The following is a 25,571-nucleotide window of genomic DNA, read 5'->3' as shown; positions in this document are numbered from 1 at the left end:
GTATAGCAAAGGCTATTCGGGATTGCCGGTAATCTGTTAGGAATTGGTGGGGCTTAGGAAATCCTTTAGGTTCTGGACAATAGCGCAAACGAAAGGGCGCTCAGTCGCAATCGACCAAGCACCCACGCAACCCATTCTATCGGATAGAACCACCGAAATTTCATTTTCTGCTAATGTTGCTAAATACTTATCCCTAAACGAGTCAATATCGTTCATGATTAAGGTTGCTCAATGATACACTAACGGTGACAACAAGTAATCAATTTGACTCGTTTAGCACGCATTCGTTTCGGGGAGGTTTATCTAATGAAATGGAAAGTAGGCTTACTCGCATTGGGATTACTCATTGGTTTGCATCCATTAGCTCCCGTTCCCCATCCGGGCAGTCTGCCCGTGGCACCCTCCTTACTAAGTGCCCGGGCAGCTACTGTCGATGAAACTAGCTATTCGGGCACCATCGGCTCCGGTGAGACCAGTATTCCCTGGGCCCTAAATGACGGCACGTTAACGCTACAAGGTGGCACGTTGCGCAAATTTTCTGGTCGCTGGATGACGCTTCCCAATGGCCAAGTTTTGACTGACCTGGTTGAAGATAACCAGGACAATCTCTCCAGAACCGATTTCCAAAACAAGGTGACGAAGATTGCTGTCACGGGGAAAATTAACGTCGGTGTCAACGCTGCTTACCTATTTGCTGGCTTTACAAATGTAACCGATTACAGCGGGCTAGATAATTTAGACCTTACTAACTTAGACAGCACAAATATTGTCGGCGGTTCGGGTCTCATGGGCATGTTTACCGGCAATTCAACTTTGACAGCCTTTACTGCACCGAGCTTCGCAGCCAACAATCCCCACTCCATCGCAAATATGTTTCAAAACGATAGTTCGCTCGTTTACTTGGACCTCTCCAAAATGCAGACGGCTAACGTTGCCAACCTGAGTGGGCTAACGTTGGGTTGTACGGCATTACAGGTCCTCAACTTAGGTAACTTCTCTTCGCCCGACAAAGTCGCTGAGAATTACAGCAACTACATTGAGCCCACCGCCCAAATCAACTGCCTCACCGTCAGTCCCACTCTCATTCTCAAAGATAGTGGCCTCTACAATCTAACGAGAAGTAATGCAGTGGTCACTAATCGTTGGCAGGCAGTCGGTAGCGGCAAAGTCAGCTTTAACTTAAACCACCAGCCGCCGTTTGCGGGCTACGACGATTTTCTACAGAACTACCAGGTCTATGATCCGCAGGGCCCCGTCCTGGGTGATTCAGACACAACGGTGAATGACAGTACCCAACAATTGCTTAATCTCTATGATGGTGAAGATCATGGAATCACTGGCAATCAAACGTACGTGCGTGAACCCCAACCCGGCATGGCCATCAAGGAACCCGATATCCCGGCACCAACGCCGACGCCCTCACCAACCACACCAACGGAAGATGACACAGCAGACTTCCAACAATTTTATATCTCAGCAACCCAAAAAATCGGTCTGTATGGCGATAAGGACTTCAGTGCCGCCAACCGACTGGCCTGGTTTGCCAAAAAGCCACAGATGAAGCAGCCGACCTTCTTAGTAACTGGGGTCACAACTTCTGAGGCTGGTAATCACCGCTATCAGGTTAGAGACACCAACCGGCAGTCTCAGACGTATGGCGAGACCGGTTACGTCACCACTAAGGCCGACTATGTCACGGCTAGCTACTACCAAAACGCTCCCCAGACGGTGACCGTCATCAATCCTGGTGGCATCAACGGCTATGATTTCGCGGCGTTGTCTCAACCCCAAGTTGCTTACAGCCAAGGCAAACAACTAGCGGTCAAAAAGGTCGTCACACACGGGCAGACGACCCGCTTACTTCTCACCAATGGCAAATACATTTCAGGAAACCGCCACTTCGTCGTTGCCGGAAAATATCGTGTGCCTGCCCAGGTCCAAGCTAGGACCGCCGTAAACCGCTATGCTAACGTGAACCTCACCCAACAGAAACAGCATTATCCACAGAAGGCGCACCACACCTTCAAAGTACTCGGCTGGGATTACTCCCAAGGCCAGAATGCGACAACCGCCGGAACATTACGTTACCGGGTTGCCGGTGGGTACATTACCGCTAATCCACGACTGGTTAGGGCCATGAAGTAGTCGATCACGCCTAGAAGTTGATAATGCAAAAGGGATACGTCGTCCGGCGTATCCCTTTTATTGCGGCACTCAGTCTCAGCAGACCCAGTCCCCATTTAAACGATTCAAATAGGATAAAACACTACTCATGACCAACAGCATCCGCCGCAATCGCCGCGGCCAACTTCGTTTTGTACCAGTTTAGTAACCGGTTCACGTTAGCTACCGCGCGGTCGAAGGAAATCGTCGCGAGTAATAGCAAGCACGGCAGGTACTGAATGATATACCGGCTCCGCCCACCTTCAAACAATAGAAGGAACGCAAAACCACCAATCATGGCCACCTTTAAAATCTGAATGACCCGCTGCTCCGGCCCAAAGCCCAGTGCGATGATTGTGAGGAGCGTGATCCACCACAACTGGGCTGCAAACCGGAAGTCCGCGATGTGCCTCCCATACAGGTAAATAAAGTTCTTAAGCTTATTGGTTATACCTTTATTATTGGGCTTTTGATTTTCCAGGAAGAAGTGCCCTTCCTTTAACCAACCAAAGGTCCCGTCAGCGGTGTTATTCCGCTGCTTCATCACCAAAAATTTTAGATAACCGACCGGACCCAATTGCTTCAGTCGCTTCTTCAGCATCATCACGGAGTAATCCGTCTTCTGCTGCTTGGTTGGCAGAAACGTCATTTCAACGGCTTGCCACCAACTGTAACCACCCTGACCATAGACCCCCATGGCCATGAAGTGAATCGCAGGAATTCCTCGCGACTTATCAATCTGAATATACGTTTGATTTTCAACCTTATGATTCACGTATTGATAGGTTTCGTAACCACTCCGGCCAACGAACAGGACCATGGCAAAGGCGATGAATAGGGCTTCCATGTGTAAGTGTTTATGATTGGCCATCGCCATTAAAATCTCAATAATCACAATCGCAATCACGGGAATGATGGACGACGGCTTCATGAAGTACGTCAGCATGACGCTAATCCCAAACCCATTGGCCGCCGCCGCCCGAATCAATGAATGGATGGACGACTTCCGCATGACAAAATAACACAGCAGGTAGAACGACACCAGCGGCAGTCCCCAGGCATCCGTATAGGGCATGATGATACTTGGAAAGACGGCAAGCCAGCCGACGTGAATGTACATAGCCGCACCCAGAGCCTTCTTCTTAACGACCCAGACACTTAACAGGTTAAGGACCGCAGACAAATCAACGAAGAAGAGCGTGACAAAGTCAAAGAACTCCCAAGTAGTCTGATTGAAAGTCGTTGAAATCCAGTGCATGAACAACATGATGGGCATGTTATTTTGGTTCAAACTGAAATAAGACGTGATATCCGGGTCCGTCACACTGGTCGGGTCCGTCGCCGTATGCAGCAACATCCCCGAGTCAAACCCACTATTGGGGTGCACAAAGTAGACGAAGAACAGTTGGCCCACCAACACCATCAGTAAGAGAATTGTCCCCGTCCGCACCCGTTCTGTAATAAATATACGGTACAGCCACGCGCGAAACCGTGGATAGGCATAGATGCCGACCGCTACGGCCACCAACCCAATCACCAAGCCCGTCGTCAACATTGTGGTACTCGTCCCAAAGGTATTGTTATCCCCTAAGATAATGTTTGGCGACGTCACCGCAAAAAAAAGTGTCAGAAAAAACAGGACGCGCCAAAAGAGGTTGATCACTGCTTGACTGAACTTATAGAACCTACGCATCGTCGTTTACCTGTTTCGCCACTTCAGCGGCTACTTCGTCTTCCGTCGGGAATTTCCGTTCCGTCACATCAATACAGAATGACCGGGTTGGCGAGTCACTGACTTCGATTCGCAGTAAAACCGCGTTGTTCTGCCGCAAAATGCCATCAATTTCATTAAACAAGTATTCCGTAACATTTTCCACGGTCGGATTGATCACCTTAAATTCGGGCAAATCATTTAAATACTGACCGGATAAGGCATCGATGGCCTTCCCCAGCGATTTCTCGATATCAAAGAAGGAGACCATCCCTTCAAACACGTGAAGCTCACAGACGATTTCCCAAGTATGATTATGCTTCTTACCCGTCCCGGACTTCCACCGGACCGCGTGACTCGCATTAACGTATGATTTAATTTTATAGGACCGTTGTTTCATACTCATTTTCCTTTCCTACGCCGTCGGTACTGTTCGCGAAGGGTTTTACCATCATCGCGTAGCACCGCCATTAGTCGGCTCGTTTCCTCATTAATCCCCCGCATCCGCCACGTGGCCTTGGTGGTCATGGCATTAATGATGCCGACCAACCGAATCCACGAGTTAACGAACTGATAGACTGGCAACGTCAGTGTCACCCACCAGAGATGTAAATAGTAATGTTGCTCGCTGGGATATTTTCGTAGCAGAATCGCCACACTGGCAAAATTGATGAGCGCCACGAAGACATACAACGAGTAAATCAGCAGGTAAGACATCCCCACGACCAGGGTTGAATACCCAAAGGCAATCAACACGATACTCGCGAAGGTCCAGATCATCCGGGGAAACACAAACGTGTGATCAATAATCATTCGCCGAACCAAGAAGTTGTTAAAGAATCGTTTCAAACTGGAAGTTTGGGTCATATAATTCTCGGTAACCTCGAGCTCCCCCCGTTGCCATCGCTGGCGTTGGGTGTAAAGTTCAGAAAACCCGGAGATGGGCTCGACGTAGAAAATCGCGTCGGCACAGATGACCACCTTCTTGCCCAGCCGGGTCCGAATCTGGAAGGTCATGTCGGTGTCCTCCCCAATGCTATCAATATCATAGAGGAAGGTTTCCATCAGGACTTCCCGCCGAAACGCAGAGAACGCCCCCGACATGGTAAACAGCTGATCCTTGGACGACTCAATGGTCCGCCCGGAGAGAAAGGCCTGAGCGTACTCGTAATATTCATTTTTGGCCAGTATCTTGTGCCAGAGGCCCTTAACCCCCTGGACCATTTGCCACTTAGGTAAGATAGCCCCCGTCATGGCGGCGATACTGGGATCATTTTCAAATTTTAACACCATATTCTTAACGGCATCTTTTTCTAACAGCCCGTCACTATCAATGTTAATGACGTAGATGCCAATGCTTTCATAAATCGCTGTGTTTAACGCCCGGGCCTTACCTTTATCCGTATTGACATACCGTAAAATCAGTTCGGGAAAGGTGTTTTGGGCCTTGGCATAGGCGCCAAAGCTATCATCCGTACTCTGATTATTGGCCAAAACAACTTGCATGGCGTTCTTGGGGTACGATTGATTGTTAATGGATCGAATACACTCAAATAAAGTGTCCTCGGAATTGTAGACCGGCACAATGATTGTGACCCATGGCCATTTTCCTGGTGGCACTAGTTTGGGCTGGTGGAGATGCAGGTGCATTAATTTAATTGTCGAAACAATTGCTGGAATAATTTCCACAATAATTGGAATTAACGCCCATGTAATCCAGAATCCCATTCTGGTCAGTGCTAGATTGATCCAGTACATCACAGCTTATCATGCCTCCAATCAACAAAGTCTCGATACAGCCCCTGGGCCAACTGAGAATAGGTGAAAACGTTGTAGTACAGGACAATAATCAAGACGTAAAAGATGAGCCGGCCGAGAATCGAGTGGGCCAGGAAGAACGTCTGACCACCCCCGAAATGAACGAAGGTAATCACCACGCTTAAGCGCAAGACGTTGATGAGAAAGATGTAAATCAGGCCAAACAGCGCGTAGAACACCTTTTCCTTCCGTTTATACATCGGAAAGAACGCCACCAACGCAATGAAGGCACAGGTCTCAATGATTCCTGAGCATTCATAATCGATTGACATGATGACCGAGTTGCCCGCATTTGAGATGTAAACCAGACCCATCTTATACATAATCGTGCACCAATTGGTTACATCGTTAAACAGTGCGACGCCGTGAATCACCGCATGGGTAAAGAACCAGACCCAGTATGGCCGGCTAATAGATGTCAGGATAAAGAAGAGTCCGGCACTCCCCGCAATAAAGTAGAAGGCGGATAGCCGAGCTCGTTTTAACACCGATAGTACGTACAGCCACACCACGATTCCTAGTAGAATACTTACTCTCATCAATACCAGTCCTATTAGTTAACTTGTCAAACGGTTGCTGTGCTGCTTACTTACCGGCAGCATCGTTTTGACGCCGCTTCAGCTTACCAGACTTTCTGAGTCGCCAGTAACCGAAACCAGCGATGAGCACCCCGATACCGGCAATGACGTAAGGACCGGTAGACCCACCGGCAACGGTCACTTTTGCGTTTGTGATATTAGGATTGTACATGGTAATCGTCTGGCCCGTCATGCTAGACAGCTTTAATTTGCTGACGTCAATCCGGAACTCGGCGATGTTGTTACCCTTGCTATTACTGGAAACATAGCCGTTGCCCACAGTACCATACTGGTGACCTTCGTTGTATTCCCCAGCAGTGAAGTTAACTGCTTTGGGATTATCAGAACTGACCTGACTACTTGGCATTTCATCAGTCCACACGTAAATTTTCTTGCCATTAAAATCAAAGTTGTAATCACCATAGCCAGGAACCGTTCCATATCTCATTTTTACATATACATAAACATAATTTCCATCGCTGACCATTGCTGTATAACCATTGTCGTAATCGCCACTCGTTAAAGTGACATTCTTCCAGTCCGCGAACTTACCATCAATTTTAATATTGAGGTTGTCATTATCATTGTTGGCATCGTTGTCCGTGGTGGTCGTATCTTTCGCGTTTTTATCACCCTTACCATCGATCACGCCGGCCGTACTGGTTGGTGCGCTATCATCCGTATCTTCCAAAGCATCTAGCTTCGTCACTGCGGTATCACCACTCACGTTATCATTCTTCATGGTAACGACTTGACCATCATCAGCCTTGGTCAAGTTAAACTTAGTGAAGTCGACTCTAAACTCTACGACGTAGTCCGACCCATCCTTACCGACGTAGCCCGTACCAACATCTCCGTACGAGTTACCGCCGTAGTAATCTCCAGCATAGACCGTCACCGCCTTGGCCTCACCAGCCTGCACGTCAGGGATATCTTTGAGGGAAACATGGTAGGTCTTATTATTAACCACAAAGGTGTACCCTGAAGTGGGCATCTTCTGCTGACCCTTCATCTTCACATAGGCATCAACGTACTTACCCCCACTGCCTAACGCAGTATATCCGTTATAGCCCTCAGTCAGATCATCATTTTTCCAATCCGAAAACTTCCCATCAATCGTGATGTTATCACTCGCCTGTGCCGTCACCGTTGCCGGTTCAGCAGTGACGACTGCGCCAGCTAGTCCTAGCGCAACAACCCCAGCCATCATTAACTTCCACAACTTCATGAGGTAAACTCCTCCCTCTAAGAACAAATTGTCACCCGTCCAATTGGCCGATGACATCATTTAAATTGACAACTTAACTTACTATTATACGGTTAGTCTATGCCACCATAGTCAATTAAGCAAGACAACATTTTTCACGCAAATATGCTTTCTTGACCGCGCCTTTCACCTGAAACCGAGCCGGCCTGAAAGTACGCCATTACGGGAATTGATTAACGCCCACAAGTATTTGTTGACGCTAATAATAACCCATTGGCAATCACCCCCATTGTACTAGGTTTTGGGTCAAGTAGCGACCAAATAATCTTTAAGAATTGTGAGGACCCACGAATTTCGCTGATGTGAAAAGGTCAGCCCATTAAATGAACTGACCTTTTCAACGTTTAATCATTTTATGTTTGGTAATTTCCGTTTAATCCAACACCACGGTCTCATGAATCAACCGGGCAATTGCGTTGACCTGGTCGTCGGTGAGGCCCAACCAGTCGGGGAGTTTTTCGTGGACTTCGCTGTAGAAGCTCCGGAACAGGGCTGGCTTGGAGAAGCCCTCACCCCACTTGTTGTAGTCATCGTCGTACGGTTGGTTCAAGACGTTGTGCAGATCGATGACCTTGTTGTCGGGGTCCTCACTCACGTAATTATAGAAAACAAATTCGTGGATGTAGGGTTTGATACCCAATTGATTGAGCTTATTTTGAATCAGCCGGTTCAGGCTCAGGCCGGAGAGTACCACCTGGTTGATGGGATTCTCGTCCCCCGCATAAACCTGGATATTATCAGGATTCTTGATACACATGGTAAAGCTCTCGGTGCCCTGCTGCATGACTTCCTTAGGCAGCAACCGCTTCACCAGATACAAGCCATCCATCGACCCATCCTTACCGACGCCAATCATCCGCAGTAGGTCGGCGAGCTTGATGTTGTGGTACACGGCCCCAGTCCAGTATTTTGTTTCCAGCATGAAAATACCCTTGCGGCAAACCACTAAGTGATCCACTTGCCGATTGGGAAAACGATTGTCATCCGAATCAATGTAGAGGTTGGCAAAAATATGAAATTTATCCTCCGGAAATCGTTTATCGAGCTGACGTAGCATTTTATAGGTGCGGTATTCACCGCGATTAGTATAGTTTTCTGACATTTTACTTCCCCCCATAGAACCAGTATAGGCCAAAATAGCTGACTCACCTAGTGAAGCCAGTTGGACCTTTTAGCCGTACGTGGTCGTCCCACATGTAAGCAGGCTGACCACCGGATTGGCTAGTCGGTCGTTAGGACGGTGACCCGTCAAACCGACGGAGTTCGTCTAGCATGGCCGGGCGCCGCGGATAGGCCTGACGCCAGGCCTCGATTAAGTCCGTCGCGGCTGAGAGGCCGCCCCGATAGGCGACCATCCGGTTTAGGACGGCCAGGCCCTCACTAAAAAACGGTTCAATCCCATTGTACCAGGACTGAACCGCGGACACATCTTCTATTTAGCGGCCTCGAGCACCGCAATTTCAATCTTCTTCATCTGCATCAACGCCTGCACCTGCGCCGGCGTCTGGGTCAGCTCCCCAATGTTTGCCGGAACGATTTGCCAGGAGACACCGAAACGGTCCTTGACCCAGCCACACTGTTCGGCTTCGGGCACGTGGGACAGTTTTTGCCAGTAATAATCAATTTCGGCCTGATCAGCGCATTCAATCGTAAACGAAATCGCCTCGTTGATGCGAAAGCTCGGCCCACCATCGAGCGCCAAAAACTTTTGCCCATTCAAATGAAAGGACGCGTTTAAGATTTTTCCCTGCATGTCGGTGAAATGTGAATCGAGGTCAGCATCGGGATAGTAAGTCATCTCGTCCAGCGTCGAATTGGGAAAGACACTGAGGTAATCATGCACGGCCTCGTCACAGTTGTTGTCAGCGAACCACAAGCTCGGAACGATTTGCTTCATGGGAAACCCTCCTGGAAAGCTTATTTTTCGTTAAGCGTACTGGATTTTTGGGGTGGGTTCAAGTGAGAGCGCTTGGCGGTTGAGAGTGGCACTCAACAGAACAAAACAGGCCCCACCCTCAGCAATACGACGCTTACTAAGGATTAGACCCGTTCTATTCATGCTTATTGACTAGTTATTCCATTGGATGCTTACGCCGAAACGGCAGGCATAACCACCCTAATAGTGTGAGGCCTAAAAGTTGCCAGCCATTGACCTGTGACTCACTCGTCTGTGGCAAGCTGGTTTGCCCCGCCTTCTGAGTTCTCTCCTGCTTACCCAGTTGTGTGTCCGTCAATGTCGATGGTCCTCGGAGCAATCCCTGGTCTGCCAGCTGGTCAAAATGGACCTGTTGCTGGCGTAACTGACCAGCTTGTCTGGTTACTGCAAGGTTCTGAGCATGCACGTCAGATCTCGCTTTTGTTAAGTGCAGGCGCCGCTGTTCCGTTGCCAACTGCTTAGCCCGGCTCGTACGACCGGGACGAACTGATTTAATCACTGGCGCAAGTGATACATGACCAACTATTTTCTTACCATTACGGGCCACAGCACGGGGCATGTCCGTCAACAATGGATTATCGCCAACCAATTTTGCTAGATCAACGGTATTACCATCCGTAGTAACTGGCGTTTGCAACTTTGTTGGCTGGTCGCTGGCGCTTGATGGATTCACGCGATAGTGTGTGATGTGCGGATTATTGGGGTCCGTCACGTCGACTTCCGTAAAGGTATCGTTGCCATCTTGGAAGACCACTTGCTTTACGGGCAAGGCCGACGTTTGGGTCTTGTCCGGCCGCCCCTTGACCTGTTCACTAATAGTCACTTGCCGGGTCTTCGGATCAAAACTGTAGACCGTGGCACTCTTGTCAGCCCACTGTTTCGTGATCTGAGTTACGTTACCATCTACGTCCTTTTGTGTCGTGGTCTTATTCCCTTGCTTATCAACCGTCACCCCTAAGATAGTCAGTGTTCCTGGGAGTACTGTCACATCGTAGTTTGGGTTTGCCGCCTTGGCATCAATTGAATAAGTCCCAACTGCCTCGTTCTCCGACCGGCTATACTTGAGTTTCAGCCCCTCAGTCGTCAATGCATCTCCCTCTTTAAGGCTACCGCTTGTCAAGGTCACCGTATTGGCTGGATCATCGTCACCAGCAGCTTTTACCTGATTTGTCACTTGAACCGTAATTTGCCGAGGCTTGACCGTGAACTTGTCGTTAACCAATGAGAACGTGTAGTTAGGATTAAGATCCTTCAGTGCTTTTGGCGTTAATTGAAGCGTGTATTCTCCGGCCTGCAAATCAGCTGGTGCAACCCCGATTCCGTCAGCGTTTACAAATTCAAAGGCGTCAGTGGTAATTGGACCTTGCTCTGTAACATTCGAGATCCCCGTCAAAACAGGAATATCCCCATACGTACTGGTCGTTGGCTTCACGGTGATTGTCGCCTTGGCGGGGGTAATGGTTAGCTTGCTTGTTTTCACAGTCACGTCGTAGTTTGAATTAGTCTTGGCATTGGGGTCAAGACCAATGGCATAGCTACCCACATTCTCTCCTGCGTCACGAGCAAGCGTTACACCTAAGTCCGGCACAGAAATAGTTTCATCGGAGTCATTTGCTACTGTAAAAGTTAAATCAGGATCCTTCTCATCGCCAAACACCTTGGTCTGTGGATTCACCACGACCGTGACCCGCTTTTTAGCGATGTTAAAAGTACCTGGATTCACAGTGACTACGTAGTAGTTTGAGGTTACGGACGGGTCCTGTGTACCAGTAATCTGATAGGTTCCCGCCTCATCTCCTCCGTTACGAGTTAAAGTCACATGCAGATCCTCTAAAGAGTCTCCTTGGAGTAACTCACCTTGAGCATCAGTAGTCAATCCCAGTTCCGGATTACTATCACCATAGGTAATCCCGATGTTTTGAGCCGTCACCGTGATATCTTTTGGCACTACCTTGAGTTTAGCGGTACCAAATGATGGTTTTGATGAATCCGTAGAGGCATAGACGTAATTTGTTGTACTCTTTTCCAAACTCGCCTGTTTAGTAGCTGTATATTGAATCGTGTATTTTTGACCGACTTGTAGTCTTTGACCGGTGACATCATTGTAATCACTATCAAGGATTTCATAATCCCCAGTTTCTAGTGCTTGATCCACACCACCCTGTCCGAAGTTGCCTTGAACTACCGGTGTGTCGCCATAAGTAACCGATACATCTTTGAGTGTGGCTTGCGTTTCCTTAGCCTTAATCGTCAAAGCCCCAGAAAGAAACAACCCGATATTCGCGTTCGTTTGACTCGGATCCAGATTTTTGAGATACGTCCGACCAGCCTCCGTTAAGTTAATAAAATACTTGCCCACGGCTGTTGGATTGGCTGTCTGGTCAGTCGAATCGTCTTGATTAACAAAAATAATCGTTCCATCGGGCATCTTAATGGTTTGACTACCGTACTGGCTGCCAAACCCCTCGCCTAAATCAGCCGTCACAGGCCCAATCGTCCCACCAAACTCAATGGTCTGCGAGCTTAACGTGGCCAAACTACTTGCGGTTTTATCATCACTTGCTTTCAATGTCGTTAAATCCGTTGAAAATTGAACTAATAGGTTTTTTACGGCCTGCAAATTTGCATAGCCCAATTGTCCCTTAGAGTAAATCGTTGCATCGTCCGTCGAGTTTTCCGCATCGGCAAATGCCTGTTGCGCTGCCTGGTTCTTTTCTGAGGCTTGCGTATAAGTCGCAATTAAAGCGTCTAATGAATCTTGTGCTGATTTCTTTTGCTCTGCGGTCAACCCGCCGATGGCAATAAACTTGTCAAAAAGATCCTGTGCCTGCTTTTTATACGTCTCGGCCTGATCTTGGTAAGTCACAGCTTGTTGGTTGTAAGCATCGAGCGTCACCTTCGTTGGCACCAAAACGCTTTGCGTCGCCTGGCGCTGACCTTCAGTAGTGGAGTCAGTTGCCGCCGCATTCCCAACGTTGGACCAATAGTAATTGTCCTTGCCAATCGCAGTTGCTGAAGTATCCGAGGCTGTGTTCTGGCCGTTCGTTAACCCGGTGGCAATGTTCTGACCTGTGCCGACAGTTGCGGCACCCGTAACCGTCTTACCGTCCACCGTTTGTCCACTGGCGCTGTAGTAGTGACCCAAGGCATTCGCCGTAGTCTGTGTCGTTTGCGTATCTGTTGCAATGGTCGTTTGATCAATTAATAAATTATCATTAGCTGTCTTCTGTCCATCAGTTGGCGCTGCCAGGATGACGCTAGTCGGCGTATAACCAGCAATCTGAACCAAAACGGGTTCCCCCGCCACCGCGACCACTGAGACAGGGTCTAATCCAGGAATTGCCTTTTGGGTGCTCGAATCTATTGGCGTAACTATAGCCGTAAATGCCAAGCGAACTGGCACCGTCATACTCTGATTGTCTTTATCCGTGACGGTGTAGGTGTAGTAGGTTGAATCAGCCAGCTTAGTATCCCCAAACGACTTAGCCGTCCCCTCATTACCGTCAACAGGGGCCTTGTCAATCACATAAACATTGCCAGAAGAGTCCGTAGGTAATAGTGCCACCAAAGCAGGATTGGTAACTATGCCTTCCGCCACAGCCCGATCAGCTGCAGCTTGTGTGGAGAAGACCGAAATCGTGTCCCCAATGTTAGCGACAACATTTGCCTGAGTTTTATTCAGTAAGGCCCCACCTTCTGCGTTGTCAACTAGATTAATCGTCAGCGGAATCGTCTTAGGCGTATAACTGAAGCTCTCAATTCTGGCCGAATAGTCATTACTTGAACCACCGGTGGAGGCTGAAACTGAAATAGAGTATCCGGTACTGGTATCGCTGATTGTCTTTTGGAAGCTATAGCCTTTCAATACCACCGTCAAGGTCTTAGTTGTGGCATCGTAGTTCATGGTAAAATCATTGGTCGCTGTTGCCGCGTGATCCAAATCTATCTGACTAGCTGCTTTCCAATCCTGACTCGACGATACCGACTGCAAATTACCAGAACCATCAGTCGTCCGCCAACCGACGTAAGGGCTACGACTGGGATCGTTAAAGTTACCATTGTAGTATTCATCAAACACAAAACCAAAGGCATTGTCTAAGCCACCTAGGCCTAACTGCCCACCAGAGCCACCTTTAGTCGCTGCGGATGGATCTCCAGGTGCAAAAACAAACCCAACACTATCAGCACCACCAGTCTCCTTACTCCCAGCTCCTAAATCCCCACTCATCGAAAAGTTATGGCTAAAATCGATTTCATGCTCAAATGAAACGTGAGCAACCTGATGTCCCGTGACATTCGTACTATTCCCGGGCGAGCTGAAATTTTTGTGAGGATTGATCGTCGTCAAAGAAATATTACCTTTTGAATCAATCGTTTGTTGGTGTGTATTATCTTTCTGGTCAGAATCGTTGTCGTTTTCATCACGATTTTCCACTGTCGCTGTGAAGTGTTGTGCAATTTGAGCGCCAGACAAATCAACCTGTGTCGTGTCTGCTCCTATGTTAACTTGCTTGTCTGGATCAACATTAAGCACAGGATATTTGGTGTTCGCTGCAGTAGCCGCTGTATCTTCCGCAAGAGACTCGCTCTCTACTTGCGGCTGCTGTATTTCAGTCGGCTGCTGCACCGAAACTGCCTCTGGCGCCGGCGTATCAGAATTAGCCTGTAGTACTGTCGCTGCGGGGGTGGGTGATTCTTTAGCAGCTGGTGTTGGTGTTGGTGTTGGTGTTGGTGTTGGTGTTGACCGCAATACCTGTTCCTTGTTTTGGTTCGTTGCTGGTGTTGGCGATTCAACCGCACCATTTGAATCCGTCGCCGCATGACCGTCGACAATGCCAGTTCCCTCAGCTAAGGTCAGTGCAGAAAAGGTGATGACGAGGCCACCCAGTAGCCGGGTCTTCACCCGCCACCCAGTGTGCCCTTTGTACAGAATTAAATGCTTCTTCACCGTTTGATTCGCAATTTTTTGTCTCAAGACCCAGATCTCCTTTTCGCCTGGTAGCGGTCGTTCCAGCCAACGACGGACTAGGTTCTCTTTTTAATTAACGCTCACGCTTAAATTTCCCCTGGAATCGGCAACGCGTGCCGCTTTTGTGCTTGATTAGCTAAAACATAATAGTCGTGTGCGATTATTTCCGGTGCTAAATACGGTGGATTGCCCACAAGGCTCAGGGCGCTTTGCCACCAGTACAGGTCGTGCTTTTCAAAGTAACTGGTCATCTCGCCGGACAGTCCGCTGAGCTGATCACGTTCGATGAACAAGAGTAAATCGACCAAATAGTCCAGATGTACCTGCAGGTCAACGTAGAGTTCCCCGTCTTGATTTTGCTCAGATGACGTCGCTGACCACGTGGGGGCCAAGATCCAGGACCAGTGGCGTGTGCCTGGCTGTTGCTGACGAGGCAGCGTCAACAGGGTCTTGCGTAGGTCAACCACGCGATCGGTAATATTGGTCACCGTTTTGGCGTAAGCCGCTTGATAGGTAAGCATCGAATCCCTCCTCCCAACAGTTTAATTTTTGGTACTTATGTAAGTTTTGAGTCAATCATCTCTAAATGCTGACTTACCAGGTGTGGCTGTAAACGTTTCCAACCCCATTCAGGGTATATCGCCCGATTAATTCGAGATTGTTGCTGTTAATCAGTAACACTGTCTGTAAATAAGTTTTTACTGAAAAATAGCCGAAAAATCCGGCGGTCAGTGTCCTGAATCCTAGAAATCTCGAACAAATTCGTCATGCTTTGTCCGTTAATCCGCCGAGTTTATTCGTTTAACCCTTATGCCACCAGTCATCTGCATCCCCCGATTCGTGACTAACACGCGCCCGGCAACTCGGCCACCAAGCTCGCCAGGACCGTTAACTGGGTCCCGATGGCACTCACAGTATAGTTGCGCCCCGACAAACATTCAAGGCGTTTACACTTAATATATCGCTATTATCACGCCTTATATTATCTGTAACATGAACTTTATGCATTTAGTGTCCGATTCACTGTATATACGGCTAATGACCTGTCGAAGCTCTGACGGTCGGTGTCGCTTAAATTTTGGCCCTTAGGTTGCTCAGGACAACCTAAAAGGACGTGCCTGCAAACTGCAAGCACGTCCTATCCTGAACTCTAATTTAAGTGGTGATCACTCATTCATCATACAACGCAATTTGGCCATAGTACGCCGGAACCCGCACGATACTAAACATCGCGTAGTCCCCATTGGCCAGCCGTTTGACGCCGACCCCCACCTTGGCGGGAACGTAGAAGTTTTGTTCCGTCACACCATCGGTTCCGGAGCCGTCAAACATATTATCCTCGACCCAGGTCTCCCATGCCAAGCCGTTCAGCACGTCATCCTTGCTCCCAACGACCACCGTACTGAGGGTCTTGTCATACCCGAAGCCATAGGTCAGATTATTGGCTGCCAAGAGCTTGCTAAATTGGTCATTGTCAGACGACCCCAGCCAGCTAGTCAGCGGGCCATTCCAAAAGCCTGGCGTAATACTCGTTGCTCTAGAAAAATGGTAGGTTGGCCCCGCCACCTGCGCAGCGACCTGCTTGGCCTGCGCCATGGTTGCGGCATCTGGTTTCACACCCCCGACCAGGCTCTTGGCAATCGTCTGGGCCAGTTGGTCATCCGTGCTGGTTGCTGGCTTTGCGGTCGGTTGCGTCGTCGTGGTTTTGGTCGTTGCTGGCGTCGTCGCAGTCGTGGCTGCTTTCAAATAGCCGCGCCAGATCCACCCACTCAGCGTGCCATCGGCCGATTTGACGTGATAGTAAATTGGCGTGGTCCCCTTACGCTTGTTGTACAGCTTTTCGTGCGCATCCGTCGTCCACACCACAGTCGGCGTCACGTCATTATTGCTGTAACGCAGCCCCAGATGCTTCGAGTAACGGGCGCCGGTGGTTGCCGTGTAGCTGTGCTGGCGCATGCTCCGCCGCCACATCAACCGAACGGAACGTGACCGAGCCGCCGAATACTGCTGGTTGGCCGAAGCAGGTTGACTGATGCTCAGGCCGCCACCCAGACTGACCAGTGCGATACATAATCCTAACATTCTTTTGTTCATGAAATCTCCTCCTAGACGAACCTAATTTTACCATTCGTAATTGGTTAACGCACGGCCTAGAACAAATTAAAAAGATGACCGACCTCTCAGAATTTCTCCTTAGAGACTAGTCATCTTTCAGATTCACGCTAAACCACCATGTAGACGACATAGGCGCCGGCTTTAGATGCAAACCAAAAGGCCCCTACCCGACTAACATCTGGCTGTAAAATGTCCGCGTTCGCGTAATCTGGTTGCTGATTACCCACGATCATGGCCGTGTCGATGCCGAACTGGGCTAAGTTCTGACTGTTCTTCAAGTCCCACTTAGACTTAGTTTCCGCGTAAGTCACCAGACTAATATCCGTTGGTAGGCCCCACTTCCCAGCAACTTTACCATAAGCCTGCCAGTCCGTTTCATAACCGGCACCAGACTTTTTCAACCAGCTCTGGTGGTCCTTAAGCACCGCCATGATTGCCGGGTCCAAGGTCACCGGCTGCATCCCCTTAGCCGTCCGATACTGGTTGGTTTGCTTCACAAATTCTCGGGCCATTGCCGGATTCATTGACGCAACAGAGGGGATTGCCTTGCCGTTCTTCAAATAACCGCGCCACATCCAGCCCTTAACCTGCTTGGTGTTCACGTAGTAGAAGACTTTCTTCTTGCCATTTTGCTTCAACGTCGCGTGCTTGGTCACGTACAGGGTGACGTGCAGGTAACTCTTCGCCTTCCCCTGGACCTTATTCAGCTTTGTGGACGTGTAAATCGTTCCCTTGGTCGCGTGGTACGGGGCCTTCGTGACCTTAGAAACTTTGCCTACCTTGGCGGCCTGGGCGGTCGGCGCTTGGGTCAACCCCACACCGACTAAGCTCATGCCGAAAACAACGAGTAACCCTTGCATTAATTTTTTCATTAGTAGAACGCTCCATTCACTTTCAAATCGAACAACCGCGTTTGGTAAGAAATATCGGGTTGATCCTCGATACCCGAAATCTTAACGGTGTAGGCATGGTTCACCTTAATCAGGCTCTTCTTGGGTAAGAAGTAGACGTTGGTGCCAAAATGGCCGTAACCACCGGGAGTCATCGAGATGTGAGAGACGGGAACCTTTTTCTTAGACGTCTTGTCGTAAACATGAACGGTCAGCGAGGTATCGCCATCGCCAGAATACTCATCGGCAAAGGACACGGACCACGGCGCCCCCTGACCTACCAGCGCGTACGGCATCAAACCAGCTCGGGGATAGGCCACGGTCTTCACGGCCGCGTGATCATTGTAATGGCTGTCGCTATAGACCCGCAGATCATTGTAGCCGTTGGCTTGACCCACGCCAATTTTGTCAATGCCACCCAGGATCCACATCCGATGACCAGGTTCCAAACCGCTCAAGTCACCGTCATCGCTGAGATATCCAGTCACCACATCGTAGGGTGAGGATACGCCCTCAAATAAATTACTTTGGTTCGTGGCATCAGCACCAGCCTGCCAGTCTTGCTTGGACACGACTGCCGGCCGTTTGAACCCAACCAGGCCGTGAGATAGACCCTTATCTGCCGCAGCCAAGGTGGCCGCACCCATTTGGGCCGAGGTGTTCCAGGCACTGTCCGCCGTGACCTTGTTCAGGCCAAACATGCTGCGATAGAAGTTGACCCAGTTCACGGTGCGGTTGATGTAGCTCTTACTCAGCTTGCCGGGCCGGAAGTGCTTCTTCACGCTCGGCTTCTGGGCGTACATCCCCTTGGTGCTCGTACCAATCTTCTTGGCATGCTTCCGGTACTTGGTGATTTGTGACCATTGACTGGCCGTGAAATGCTTCTTCTCTTGCCGCAGCTTTTTGGCCTTTGCCTTCTTAGCTTTAGCTTTCTTCTGAGCCTTGGTCATTGCGGCCTGAGCAGTGGTTTGCGTAGGTTGGACCGCCGCGACGCCACCGGCCATAAAGACCGTTACCGCACTGACGGCGAGAATTCGTTGCCATTTTGCCATGTGAGTTGCTCCTTTGCTTTTGTGAACCGAAAAAGACAATCAAATCCGCCGGCTACTGACCGTTGAGAATTCGATTGTTTTTTCAGCTAGCTGTCTACTTAATCAGTGAAGTCTTCGCTTGCCCCGGTTGGGTTGAAGGCTTTCGCTTGGCCCTTGGTCTTGTAGTAGTGTTGCAGGTGGACTTCACCGTTGCCGACATTCCACATCGCATTCGTATACAGTGATTTGATGGTCTTGCCTTTATAATGACGGCTGACAATCTTGTAGCCTTCCGTGCCGGGCGTCCCCATTGCAGAGGCCTTGGTGTGGTTTCCCCAGTTTTCATCAAGCAGCCACCCCTTGCTCATATACAGCAGGGTATCGAGCTGTCCCTTTTTGATGTTCGTCATATTCTTATTTAGGTTACCAGATTTGATATAGTTGGTTCCCGTATCCCACTTCTTCCCCTTAAAATTCCGGTACGAAGTTTTCTTAGCCGCAATCGTATACCGATTGTAATGACCATTCTGGTAATAGTACCAAGTTCCCTGGAACTTCTTCGGCGCGCTAGCCAGACTCATCTTGGCACTGGCTTGCGCATCAACTGTGGGGTTGGCAACGGCCAAGACCGCGCCAAAACTAACTGACGCCAAGAGTGCGCCCATCATGTTGGTAAATTTCATTGTCGTGTTCCTCCTTATTTCCGAATCGCTTATTTGTGTAGCGCACCAACTGGATTGAAGAATTTGGCTTGGGCCTTGGTTTGGTAATAGTGGTCCCCCAGCTGTTTACCCCAGTTTTTCACGACGGCCTTGTTGTACAGGACTTTAACGGATTTGCCCTTATAGGTCTTGTGAATCACCTTGTAAGTTCCGCCCCCATTGGTCGCAAACATGCCGTAAGCGACAACCTTGGTATAGCCGTCTTTAACGCTCTTAGCGCTGGTCCAGTGAAGCTTCTTATTGCTCCAACCTGCTCTAAAGTTTTCTTGGTCCTTAGTCGTATGTAGCGTCCCGGTCCATTTGGCCTTCTGCTTACCAAAGGCATCGAAGTAGTTCTTCACCGTCATCTTCTTGGCCCCGATGGTCACCGTTTTATAGTAATAGCCATTGTTTTCCTCGTAGTGGTACCAGGTTCCCCGGATACTCTTCGGAAACGCAGCCAGACTGGTCTTCGCCGCTTGGGCTTGAACCGTGGTGGGACTGGTAATCGCCGCCGTGGCGCCGATCGTGGTTGCGACCATCAGCGCGCTAAAAATATGAGTCATTCGCATCGTGTGTTCCTCCTTAATTTCAAATCCGTTAGCGTATTTCGCACATCTATTAGGTACGATAAATGTTTATGTAACTAACAAATTTAAGTATAGCAATCGCCGGTGTCACAATTTGTCGTTTGCCCGTTATCGAACAGAAATAATCAAAAAACGTTCCCGGCGTGGTGTCGAGAACGCTTCGTGATACCTGATTTAACTGAAAATGCGTTGAACAAAGCGCGGATTGGCCGTGACAAACCCGCCAGCCACGCGATAACGCCGGGTCCCGTGATCCGAGAAGTCCCAGCCACGCACGACTAACCGCTGTCCGGCTGGCACGCGGCGCTTACGCTGTCGACAGTTGACGTCCCGGTACAGAACAATCGCCCGTTTCGTCCGGATGTGCTGAGGATAGCTCTGCCGCCCCGTCTGAACCAGTTGACGGTTGGCCGTCACGTACTGGCCGTTCGTCAGGTAAAACCGGGTCGTCAGATGATGGCGAACCAGCCGTTTGACTCGGAGGTGTTGGCCCTGCCGGACGTGGCGGACCTTGCCCGTTAGAGTCGCGTGGCGATACTGATTGACCCCACGCGGATTGATGACCGTGATGACCCGGGCACTCTGCCGCGGTAAATAGTAGGTTGGCTGAACGTAAGCCGGCTGGGTGGTCACATAGCCCGTCAGCCGGTACGTTGGCGACTGATGATTGACATCGCGGACCCGATACCGCGGTCGCCCATGCCGGGACAGCCGTTGACCGATAACCACCAGCTGGGGTTGCCGGCCTCGCGGTTGCCGTTTATACCAGGTCAGGCGCTGCCGGGATGTGAAGGTCGGTTGCCGGTAGAGACCGAGTTTGCGAATGACCGTGAGACTACTGCCAACAAAAACGTCCGCTCCTGGCGTGGGTTCCGGGGCCGGTTGAACGGGCGGCAATGGCGGCTGAACCGGTGGTATGACGGGCCGATTAACCGGTTCCCAAACGTAGACCTGTCTGCCAGCCGGACGGTGATTGCCCGTGTAGGCCGCAATCAGACCGTCACTGGTATATCTGGCACCCAGCGGATCCGCTTCGGTCCCGGCGCCCACGGCCTGCCACTTTCCCGTGGACGTGGCTGTTATTGGTACGGGTGACAGTTGCGGATTTTGCTCCGCATGCCCCAAGAGGCCCACAGCTGATAAAGTATTCTCCGCATAGAACTGCATCTGGGGACCCAGAATCAGTCTACGAAGGGCATCGTTATCCTTAAACATATCTTGTGTGTAAGTATATTTGCCTGCCTTAGAATCCAACGTTATTTTAAATTTAGAAATGTCTAAACTGGTCAACTCGCTGTCGCCTTCAAACATGCCTATTAATCCATTGAGCCCGTCCTCCTTATCGGTGGGATCTGAGAGGACCGAGTCGGTCTCAAAGTTCGCTAAATCAAGGCGTTTCAGGCTAGTGTCTTTATTGAACATCAGACTAAAGTCCTGCACCTCTTTGGTCTTGAAACTTTTCAAATCTAGAGATTGTAGATTCGTCATCCCAGCAAACATTCTCTGCATAAAATGAACCTGGTGTGTGTCAAAACCGGACACATCCACGTAACGTAGCTCGCTATCGCCATTAAACATGTCTGCCATATTACCAACGTTGCTGGTTTTAAATTTGCTCTTATGGTAGATTGTAAAATTAATCCGAACGCTGTTCGGACAAAAAAGATCAGCTTCCTTTAAAATGGTGTTTACCACAAACCCATCTTTTAGGAGCTGATCTTTTGTCTAGTATAACCTATTCCGAACGAATTAAAATCGAAACCTTTTGTGAACTAGGGCTGTCCAATATCCAAATGGGCGTTCGGCTGAACCGATCACCGTCAACAATTTCTTATGAATTATCTCGATGTCAACCTTATCAGGCTGAATTAGCACAAACAGATGCCGAATACAAGCGATCACGATGTGGTCGGAAAACTAAGCTGAGCGATGAGTTAAAGCAAAAAATTCTCAACCATTTACGTCTAAGCTGGTCACCAGGAATGATTGCTCACGAATTTAAACTAGCTACTAAATCTATTTATAATTGGCTAAATCAGGGGAGAATTGATTTCTCCTTGAATGATCTACCTGAACATGGCGTACGCCAACGGCGTAACGTTGACCAACGATCCAAATATAATCAATCTTTGGGGCGATCAATTGAACAGCGTCCCATGATGATTAATCAACGTAATCGCATCGGCGATTTTGAACTAGATACAGTCGTTGGTCCTCGTGGGCATAGTAAGGCAGTTTTATTAACTTTAATCGATCGAAAATCACGGTTCCTTTGGGCATACCGGTTAAAAGATCGGACGACAGCGACTGTTAATGAAGCACTAACTAAGTTCCTAACCACTTTTAATGGTCCGGTGCACAGCTTTACTGTGGACCGTGGCACTGAGTTTAGTGGGCTAGTATCACTTGAATCACAATATGGTATTAAGACCTATTACTGCCATGCTTATACGCCAGCTGAACGTGGTAGTAATGAACGCTTTAATCGGAATTTACGTTATTTTTATCCTAAAGGGACTCGTTTTGAGCACATTAGTGCTCAAGATTTAACGACGACGTTACTCCAAATTAACCAGCGACCGCTAAAAATACTCGACTGGCAAACACCGTATCAGGTTATGCTGACAAATTTGTCCAAAAATTCGGATTAAATTTGCAATCTACCTTATTAATTACTAAATTTGTCAACTGGTTGTCACCATTAAACATTCTCGCCATATCAGTGACCTTGGCTGTGTTAAAGCCAATTTTCAACTCCTTCAATGCCGTCATTTGGTTAAACATGTCGGGCATCAGTGTCACGTTGTCCGTATTAAGATACGACAAATCTAAGTGCGTTAGCCCAGACGACCGAAACATTCCGGCCATGTCCGTCACATTCCCTGTATCAAAGTGACTGAGATCAAGGGTCTTAACTGACGTTCCAGCAAACATATGGTTCATAGTAGTGACCTGTCCTGTATCAAGGCTAGACAAATCTAAGCGTGTCAGACCAGACAACTGAAACATTTCGGCCATGTTCGTCACATTCCCCGTATCTAAGCTAGACAAGTCTAGCTGATGGACACGCACACTACTAAACATCCCCGTCATATTCGTTGTTTCATGCGTATCAAGGTTGGTCAGCCCCGTAAACGTGCCGTTCTTGCCCAGCCCACTGAAAAGGAAACTAGCATCTTGGGGTGCTTTAAGTTTGCCTTTTAGTTCGATTGACTGCAGTTGGAGCTGGAGCCAGAAGTTTTCTGGCAGGCCCTTAGACAGTGTCTGAACAATAACGCCCTCATTATAATTAGCTCCAGAAACCGAGTTTTGATCCGGTAAGATTCCCCCGTCCCCGCCATCAATAACCAGATGTTGGCCCGTATCGTCACTGGTCAACCGCCATTGACAGTTGGTTCCCATCGTTCCACTATAATTCTTCGTTGGTAGCGGCTCAGCCTGAACAGTCACCGACGGCGTAACCAATGATCCACCCGGCAACCAAACTAATCCCAAACTAGCTCCAATAGCTAATCCAGCAAACAACGTGACAATTCGTTTCTTCTCCATCCCGACTCCCCCAACCTAGCAAGATTCCAACAATCATTTCTGGTGTTGATTGTAGCATAGCCCCACCACTTAATTCAGCTCACAATGGCTGAAAATCAGGACTTTCGTTTTAACCGCTTTTTAGTTGGCAATCTGTATTAATATCATAATCATGATTCGGCAATCTTTCATCGCGGAATCTATACGATTTAACAAACATTCTGCCACGTAGCTATAAGCGCGTCGAACTTGTGCTATATTTAAACGCGTTCCACGGGGACAAATTTGGGGAGGGTTTATTTTATGAAAAAATTAGCCATACTTTTAAGCGTCGTCGGACTAGCCACACTGGGGTTAAGTCCCGTCATCGGCTCCGCCAGCACCATGACGGGCGCGGTGCGCTACCATCAGGCACATGGCACGACGACCATCAAACGCAACTACCGGCAATTCCAGCTGACCAATCATCAGCCTAACAGCGATTATCCACACATCAAGGTCACGAGCTGGAAACATGCGCAGCTCAAGGCCGGGAGCAAGGTCAAAATTGATTTGATGGCCAATCAAGGAACCCAGTATAACTGGTATCGCATCCAGACGACCACCAACCACACCACACACCGTTACTGGGTTTACGGCCAGGCTTTGCGTGGGAAATAGGTTAACTTAATTATCTTCACACCCTATCAGGTACCCGCAAAAACGGCCAATCCCTTTTCAATCAGGACTGACCGTTTTTCGCTACTCCTAGCCACCCCCACACCCCTTGGCAATCCCCCGCCAGTCGGGTATGCTGAACAGTAACTAAGTCCAGTCAAAGGAGCTGGTATCGTGTTTCGTCAAATCGAATGTTTTATTGCCGTTGTCAAGAATCACAGCTACACGCAGGCCGCCATCGAATGCCACCTGTCCCAGTCCTCCCTCTCCCAGCGCATCAAGGAGCTCCAGACGAGTCTAGGCGTCACCCTGATTCAACGAAAAGGCCGCAGCTTCGAGCTGACCGCCGCGGGCGACTATTTTTATCAACATGCCCAAGTCCTTCTCGAACAGGTCAACCAGCTCGTCACCCAAACGCAAGCCATCGCGACCAACACCGCCGAGGCCTACACGCTCAAGCTGGGCTACCTCCGCAAGTTTGGGTCGCGCGAATTTCTCCAGGCCGTCGCCGAGTTCACCCGCCAGTTTCCCCAGGTCAAAGTCCAGATTCACAGTGACTCCTACGCCGAACTGTTCACCCGAATTCGTGATGGCCACCTGGATTTGAATTTTTCCGACCAACGCTACGAGCTCTCGCCGGCATTTGAAAATGAATTTCTGACCGCTGCCGACTACATGGTCGTGGTCGCCCCCCACAGCTTCGCCAGCGACCAAACCATCATCGACACCACCGAGCTCGCCGACCTGCCCTGCATCTTAATCACCGGCGCCGACGAATACGCCTCGGAACAAGCCTACTACCGCGATGTCTTGGGCATCCAAAGTCCCTTTCAAATTGCCTCCAGTTTTGGTGAAGCGCAGATGCTCGCCACCACGGGTCAGGGCTACATCGTGGTCAATAGCCGCACCGCCGGTCAGATCAATGCCACGGCCAACCGCGTCCTCAAGCTGGTCGACCACGGCCGGGACCTGACGCAACACTACTACGCTTACTGGAAAAAAGATAACTCCGGTTATTACATTGAAACCTTCGCCCAGATTTTAAAAGCCCAATTCGATTAATCACTCCGACTCGCCCCTAACCGGCGGGTCTTTTTTAATTCATCGGTTTAGCCGATTAGTCCAATCGTGAGACGCAATTGGTTCCAAGTGGCCTAGCCGCTATGATAGGACTCGTAAGTAAATTAACGAAAGGAGTTGACCGTAATGACAGCCGAAGCAAGCACGCTATTGACCTGTTGCGATGCCCTCACCACTGCCCTGGCAACCAAGGATATCTGTTGGCTCAACGACCATCTCGCCCCCACGGCCGAACGCCGCACACCGCAGGAACCCCCACAGGAAAAATACGATTGGATTGATGCCATTCAAAATGAAAGCTTAATCTATGACCATTTCACCGCGCCAACGCTGGACCAGCTAGTTGGTCGCCAAGGGCAGGTCCACCTGACCGCCCGACTGGCCGAGCACCCGCACCGGGCAAGACCGGTCACCCTCCAGCTCACCTTCATTCGGGAGCCGGATTGTTGGCAACTCTACCGGGATTGGGAGCTATCGGAAAAACCGATTGATTGGATTGGTTAGTCGAATTGGTTTTCACTGTCCCGCCCGGTAAGA

General features: G+C 49.4%; 21 protein-coding genes. 5 read left to right on the top strand and 16 right to left on the bottom strand.

What is annotated here, in order from left to right:
- The first annotated feature begins 306 nt into the window (after window positions 1-306).
- Window positions 307-2,145: a DUF5776 domain-containing protein gene (locus ACEPST_RS07810; protein ID WP_395390641.1), complete on the top strand. Its 1,839-nt coding sequence runs from the start codon at window positions 307-309 to the stop codon at window positions 2,143-2,145.
- A gap of 121 nt (window positions 2,146-2,266) precedes the next feature.
- Here the strand turns inward: ACEPST_RS07810 and ACEPST_RS07805 are convergent, their stop codons facing one another.
- The 15 genes from ACEPST_RS07805 to ACEPST_RS07735 form a co-directional block, all read right to left on the bottom strand.
- A complete protein-coding gene (locus tag ACEPST_RS07805; RefSeq protein WP_204121246.1) occupies window positions 2,267-3,856 on the bottom strand; it encodes a TIGR03766 family XrtG-associated glycosyltransferase in 1,590 nt (529 codons plus the stop codon).
- A complete protein-coding gene (locus ACEPST_RS07800) occupies window positions 3,849-4,280 on the bottom strand; it encodes a 6-carboxytetrahydropterin synthase (RefSeq protein ID WP_125763734.1) in 432 nt (143 codons plus the stop codon). The genes ACEPST_RS07805 and ACEPST_RS07800 overlap by 8 nt, the downstream gene beginning before the upstream one ends.
- Window positions 4,277-5,632, bottom strand: a complete 1,356-nt coding sequence (locus tag ACEPST_RS07795) for a TIGR03111 family XrtG-associated glycosyltransferase (RefSeq protein ID WP_204121270.1) — start codon at window positions 5,630-5,632, stop codon at window positions 4,277-4,279. The genes ACEPST_RS07800 and ACEPST_RS07795 overlap by 4 nt, the downstream gene beginning before the upstream one ends.
- Window positions 5,632-6,231 (bottom strand): exosortase family protein XrtG, encoded by a 600-nt coding sequence (xrtG, locus tag ACEPST_RS07790; RefSeq protein ID WP_204121247.1) that lies wholly within the window; start codon window positions 6,229-6,231, stop codon window positions 5,632-5,634. Before xrtG ends, ACEPST_RS07795 begins: the two co-directional genes overlap by 1 nt.
- A 46-nt stretch (window positions 6,232-6,277) precedes the next feature.
- Window positions 6,278-7,498 (bottom strand): Firmicu-CTERM sorting domain-containing protein, encoded by a 1,221-nt coding sequence (locus ACEPST_RS07785; protein ID WP_204121248.1) that lies wholly within the window; start codon window positions 7,496-7,498, stop codon window positions 6,278-6,280.
- Window positions 7,499-7,910: 412 nt separating this feature from the next.
- A complete protein-coding gene (locus ACEPST_RS07780) occupies window positions 7,911-8,639 on the bottom strand; it encodes a nuclease-related domain-containing protein (RefSeq protein ID WP_395390639.1) in 729 nt (242 codons plus the stop codon).
- A gap of 330 nt (window positions 8,640-8,969) precedes the next feature.
- Complete coding sequence (locus ACEPST_RS07775; RefSeq protein ID WP_395390638.1) at window positions 8,970-9,434, bottom strand: VOC family protein; 465 nt, start codon at window positions 9,432-9,434, stop codon at window positions 8,970-8,972.
- 175 nt (window positions 9,435-9,609) lie between these two features.
- Window positions 9,610-14,448, bottom strand: coding sequence for a lectin-like domain-containing protein (locus ACEPST_RS07770; RefSeq protein WP_395390637.1), 4,839 nt, complete (start codon window positions 14,446-14,448; stop codon window positions 9,610-9,612).
- 80 nt (window positions 14,449-14,528) lie between these two features.
- On the bottom strand, window positions 14,529-14,963 hold the full coding sequence (locus ACEPST_RS07765) for a hypothetical protein (protein ID WP_203643586.1): 435 nt from the start codon (window positions 14,961-14,963) through the stop codon (window positions 14,529-14,531).
- A 649-nt stretch (window positions 14,964-15,612) separates the two neighbouring features.
- On the bottom strand, window positions 15,613-16,536 hold the full coding sequence (locus ACEPST_RS07760) for a hypothetical protein (RefSeq protein WP_204121252.1): 924 nt from the start codon (window positions 16,534-16,536) through the stop codon (window positions 15,613-15,615).
- Window positions 16,537-16,664: 128 nt separating this feature from the next.
- The gene (locus ACEPST_RS07755) at window positions 16,665-17,429 is read right to left on the bottom strand and encodes a CAP domain-containing protein (protein WP_204121253.1); all 765 of its coding nucleotides are present in this window, start codon (window positions 17,427-17,429) and stop codon (window positions 16,665-16,667) included.
- On the bottom strand, window positions 17,429-18,499 hold the full coding sequence (locus ACEPST_RS07750; protein WP_204121254.1) for a CAP domain-containing protein: 1,071 nt from the start codon (window positions 18,497-18,499) through the stop codon (window positions 17,429-17,431). Before ACEPST_RS07750 ends, ACEPST_RS07755 begins: the two co-directional genes overlap by 1 nt.
- 98 nt (window positions 18,500-18,597) lie before the next feature.
- Window positions 18,598-19,161: a hypothetical protein gene (locus tag ACEPST_RS07745; protein WP_204121255.1), complete on the bottom strand. Its 564-nt coding sequence runs from the start codon at window positions 19,159-19,161 to the stop codon at window positions 18,598-18,600.
- A 29-nt stretch (window positions 19,162-19,190) separates the two neighbouring features.
- Window positions 19,191-19,751 (bottom strand): hypothetical protein, encoded by a 561-nt coding sequence (locus tag ACEPST_RS07740; protein WP_204121256.1) that lies wholly within the window; start codon window positions 19,749-19,751, stop codon window positions 19,191-19,193.
- Window positions 19,752-19,943: 192 nt separating this feature from the next.
- Window positions 19,944-21,464, bottom strand: coding sequence for a DUF5776 domain-containing protein (locus ACEPST_RS07735; RefSeq protein WP_395390636.1), 1,521 nt, complete (start codon window positions 21,462-21,464; stop codon window positions 19,944-19,946).
- A 26-nt stretch (window positions 21,465-21,490) separates the two neighbouring features.
- Here ACEPST_RS07735 and ACEPST_RS07730 point away from each other — a divergent pair, with 26 nt between their 5' ends.
- The gene (locus tag ACEPST_RS07730; protein WP_015473476.1) at window positions 21,491-22,420 is read left to right on the top strand and encodes an IS30-like element ISLpl1 family transposase; all 930 of its coding nucleotides are present in this window, start codon (window positions 21,491-21,493) and stop codon (window positions 22,418-22,420) included.
- Here ACEPST_RS07730 and ACEPST_RS07725 read toward each other — a convergent pair.
- The gene (locus ACEPST_RS07725) at window positions 22,386-23,318 is read right to left on the bottom strand and encodes a BspA family leucine-rich repeat surface protein (protein ID WP_395390635.1); all 933 of its coding nucleotides are present in this window, start codon (window positions 23,316-23,318) and stop codon (window positions 22,386-22,388) included. The two genes, ACEPST_RS07730 and ACEPST_RS07725, sit on opposite strands and share 35 nt — an antisense overlap.
- Window positions 23,319-23,600: 282 nt before the next feature.
- On the opposite strand from ACEPST_RS07725, the gene ACEPST_RS07720 reads away from it, so the two are divergent.
- The 3 genes from ACEPST_RS07720 to ACEPST_RS07710 all read left to right on the top strand — a co-directional run bounded on the left by ACEPST_RS07720 (window position 23,601) and on the right by ACEPST_RS07710 (window position 25,538).
- On the top strand, window positions 23,601-23,957 hold the full coding sequence (locus ACEPST_RS07720) for a hypothetical protein (protein ID WP_204121258.1): 357 nt from the start codon (window positions 23,601-23,603) through the stop codon (window positions 23,955-23,957).
- 171 nt (window positions 23,958-24,128) lie between these two features.
- Window positions 24,129-25,016, top strand: a complete 888-nt coding sequence (locus ACEPST_RS07715) for a LysR family transcriptional regulator (protein ID WP_204121259.1) — start codon at window positions 24,129-24,131, stop codon at window positions 25,014-25,016.
- A 144-nt stretch (window positions 25,017-25,160) separates the two neighbouring features.
- The gene (locus ACEPST_RS07710) at window positions 25,161-25,538 is read left to right on the top strand and encodes a hypothetical protein (protein ID WP_204121260.1); all 378 of its coding nucleotides are present in this window, start codon (window positions 25,161-25,163) and stop codon (window positions 25,536-25,538) included.
- Window positions 25,539-25,571 lie beyond the last annotated feature (33 nt).

Origin of the sequence: Levilactobacillus sp. FUA 3915 (assembly GCF_044053135.1) — a bacterium.
GTDB classification, from domain to species: Bacteria; Bacillota; Bacilli; order Lactobacillales; family Lactobacillaceae; genus Levilactobacillus; species Levilactobacillus lanxiensis.
This window is presented reverse-complemented; position numbering and strand designations above follow the sequence as displayed.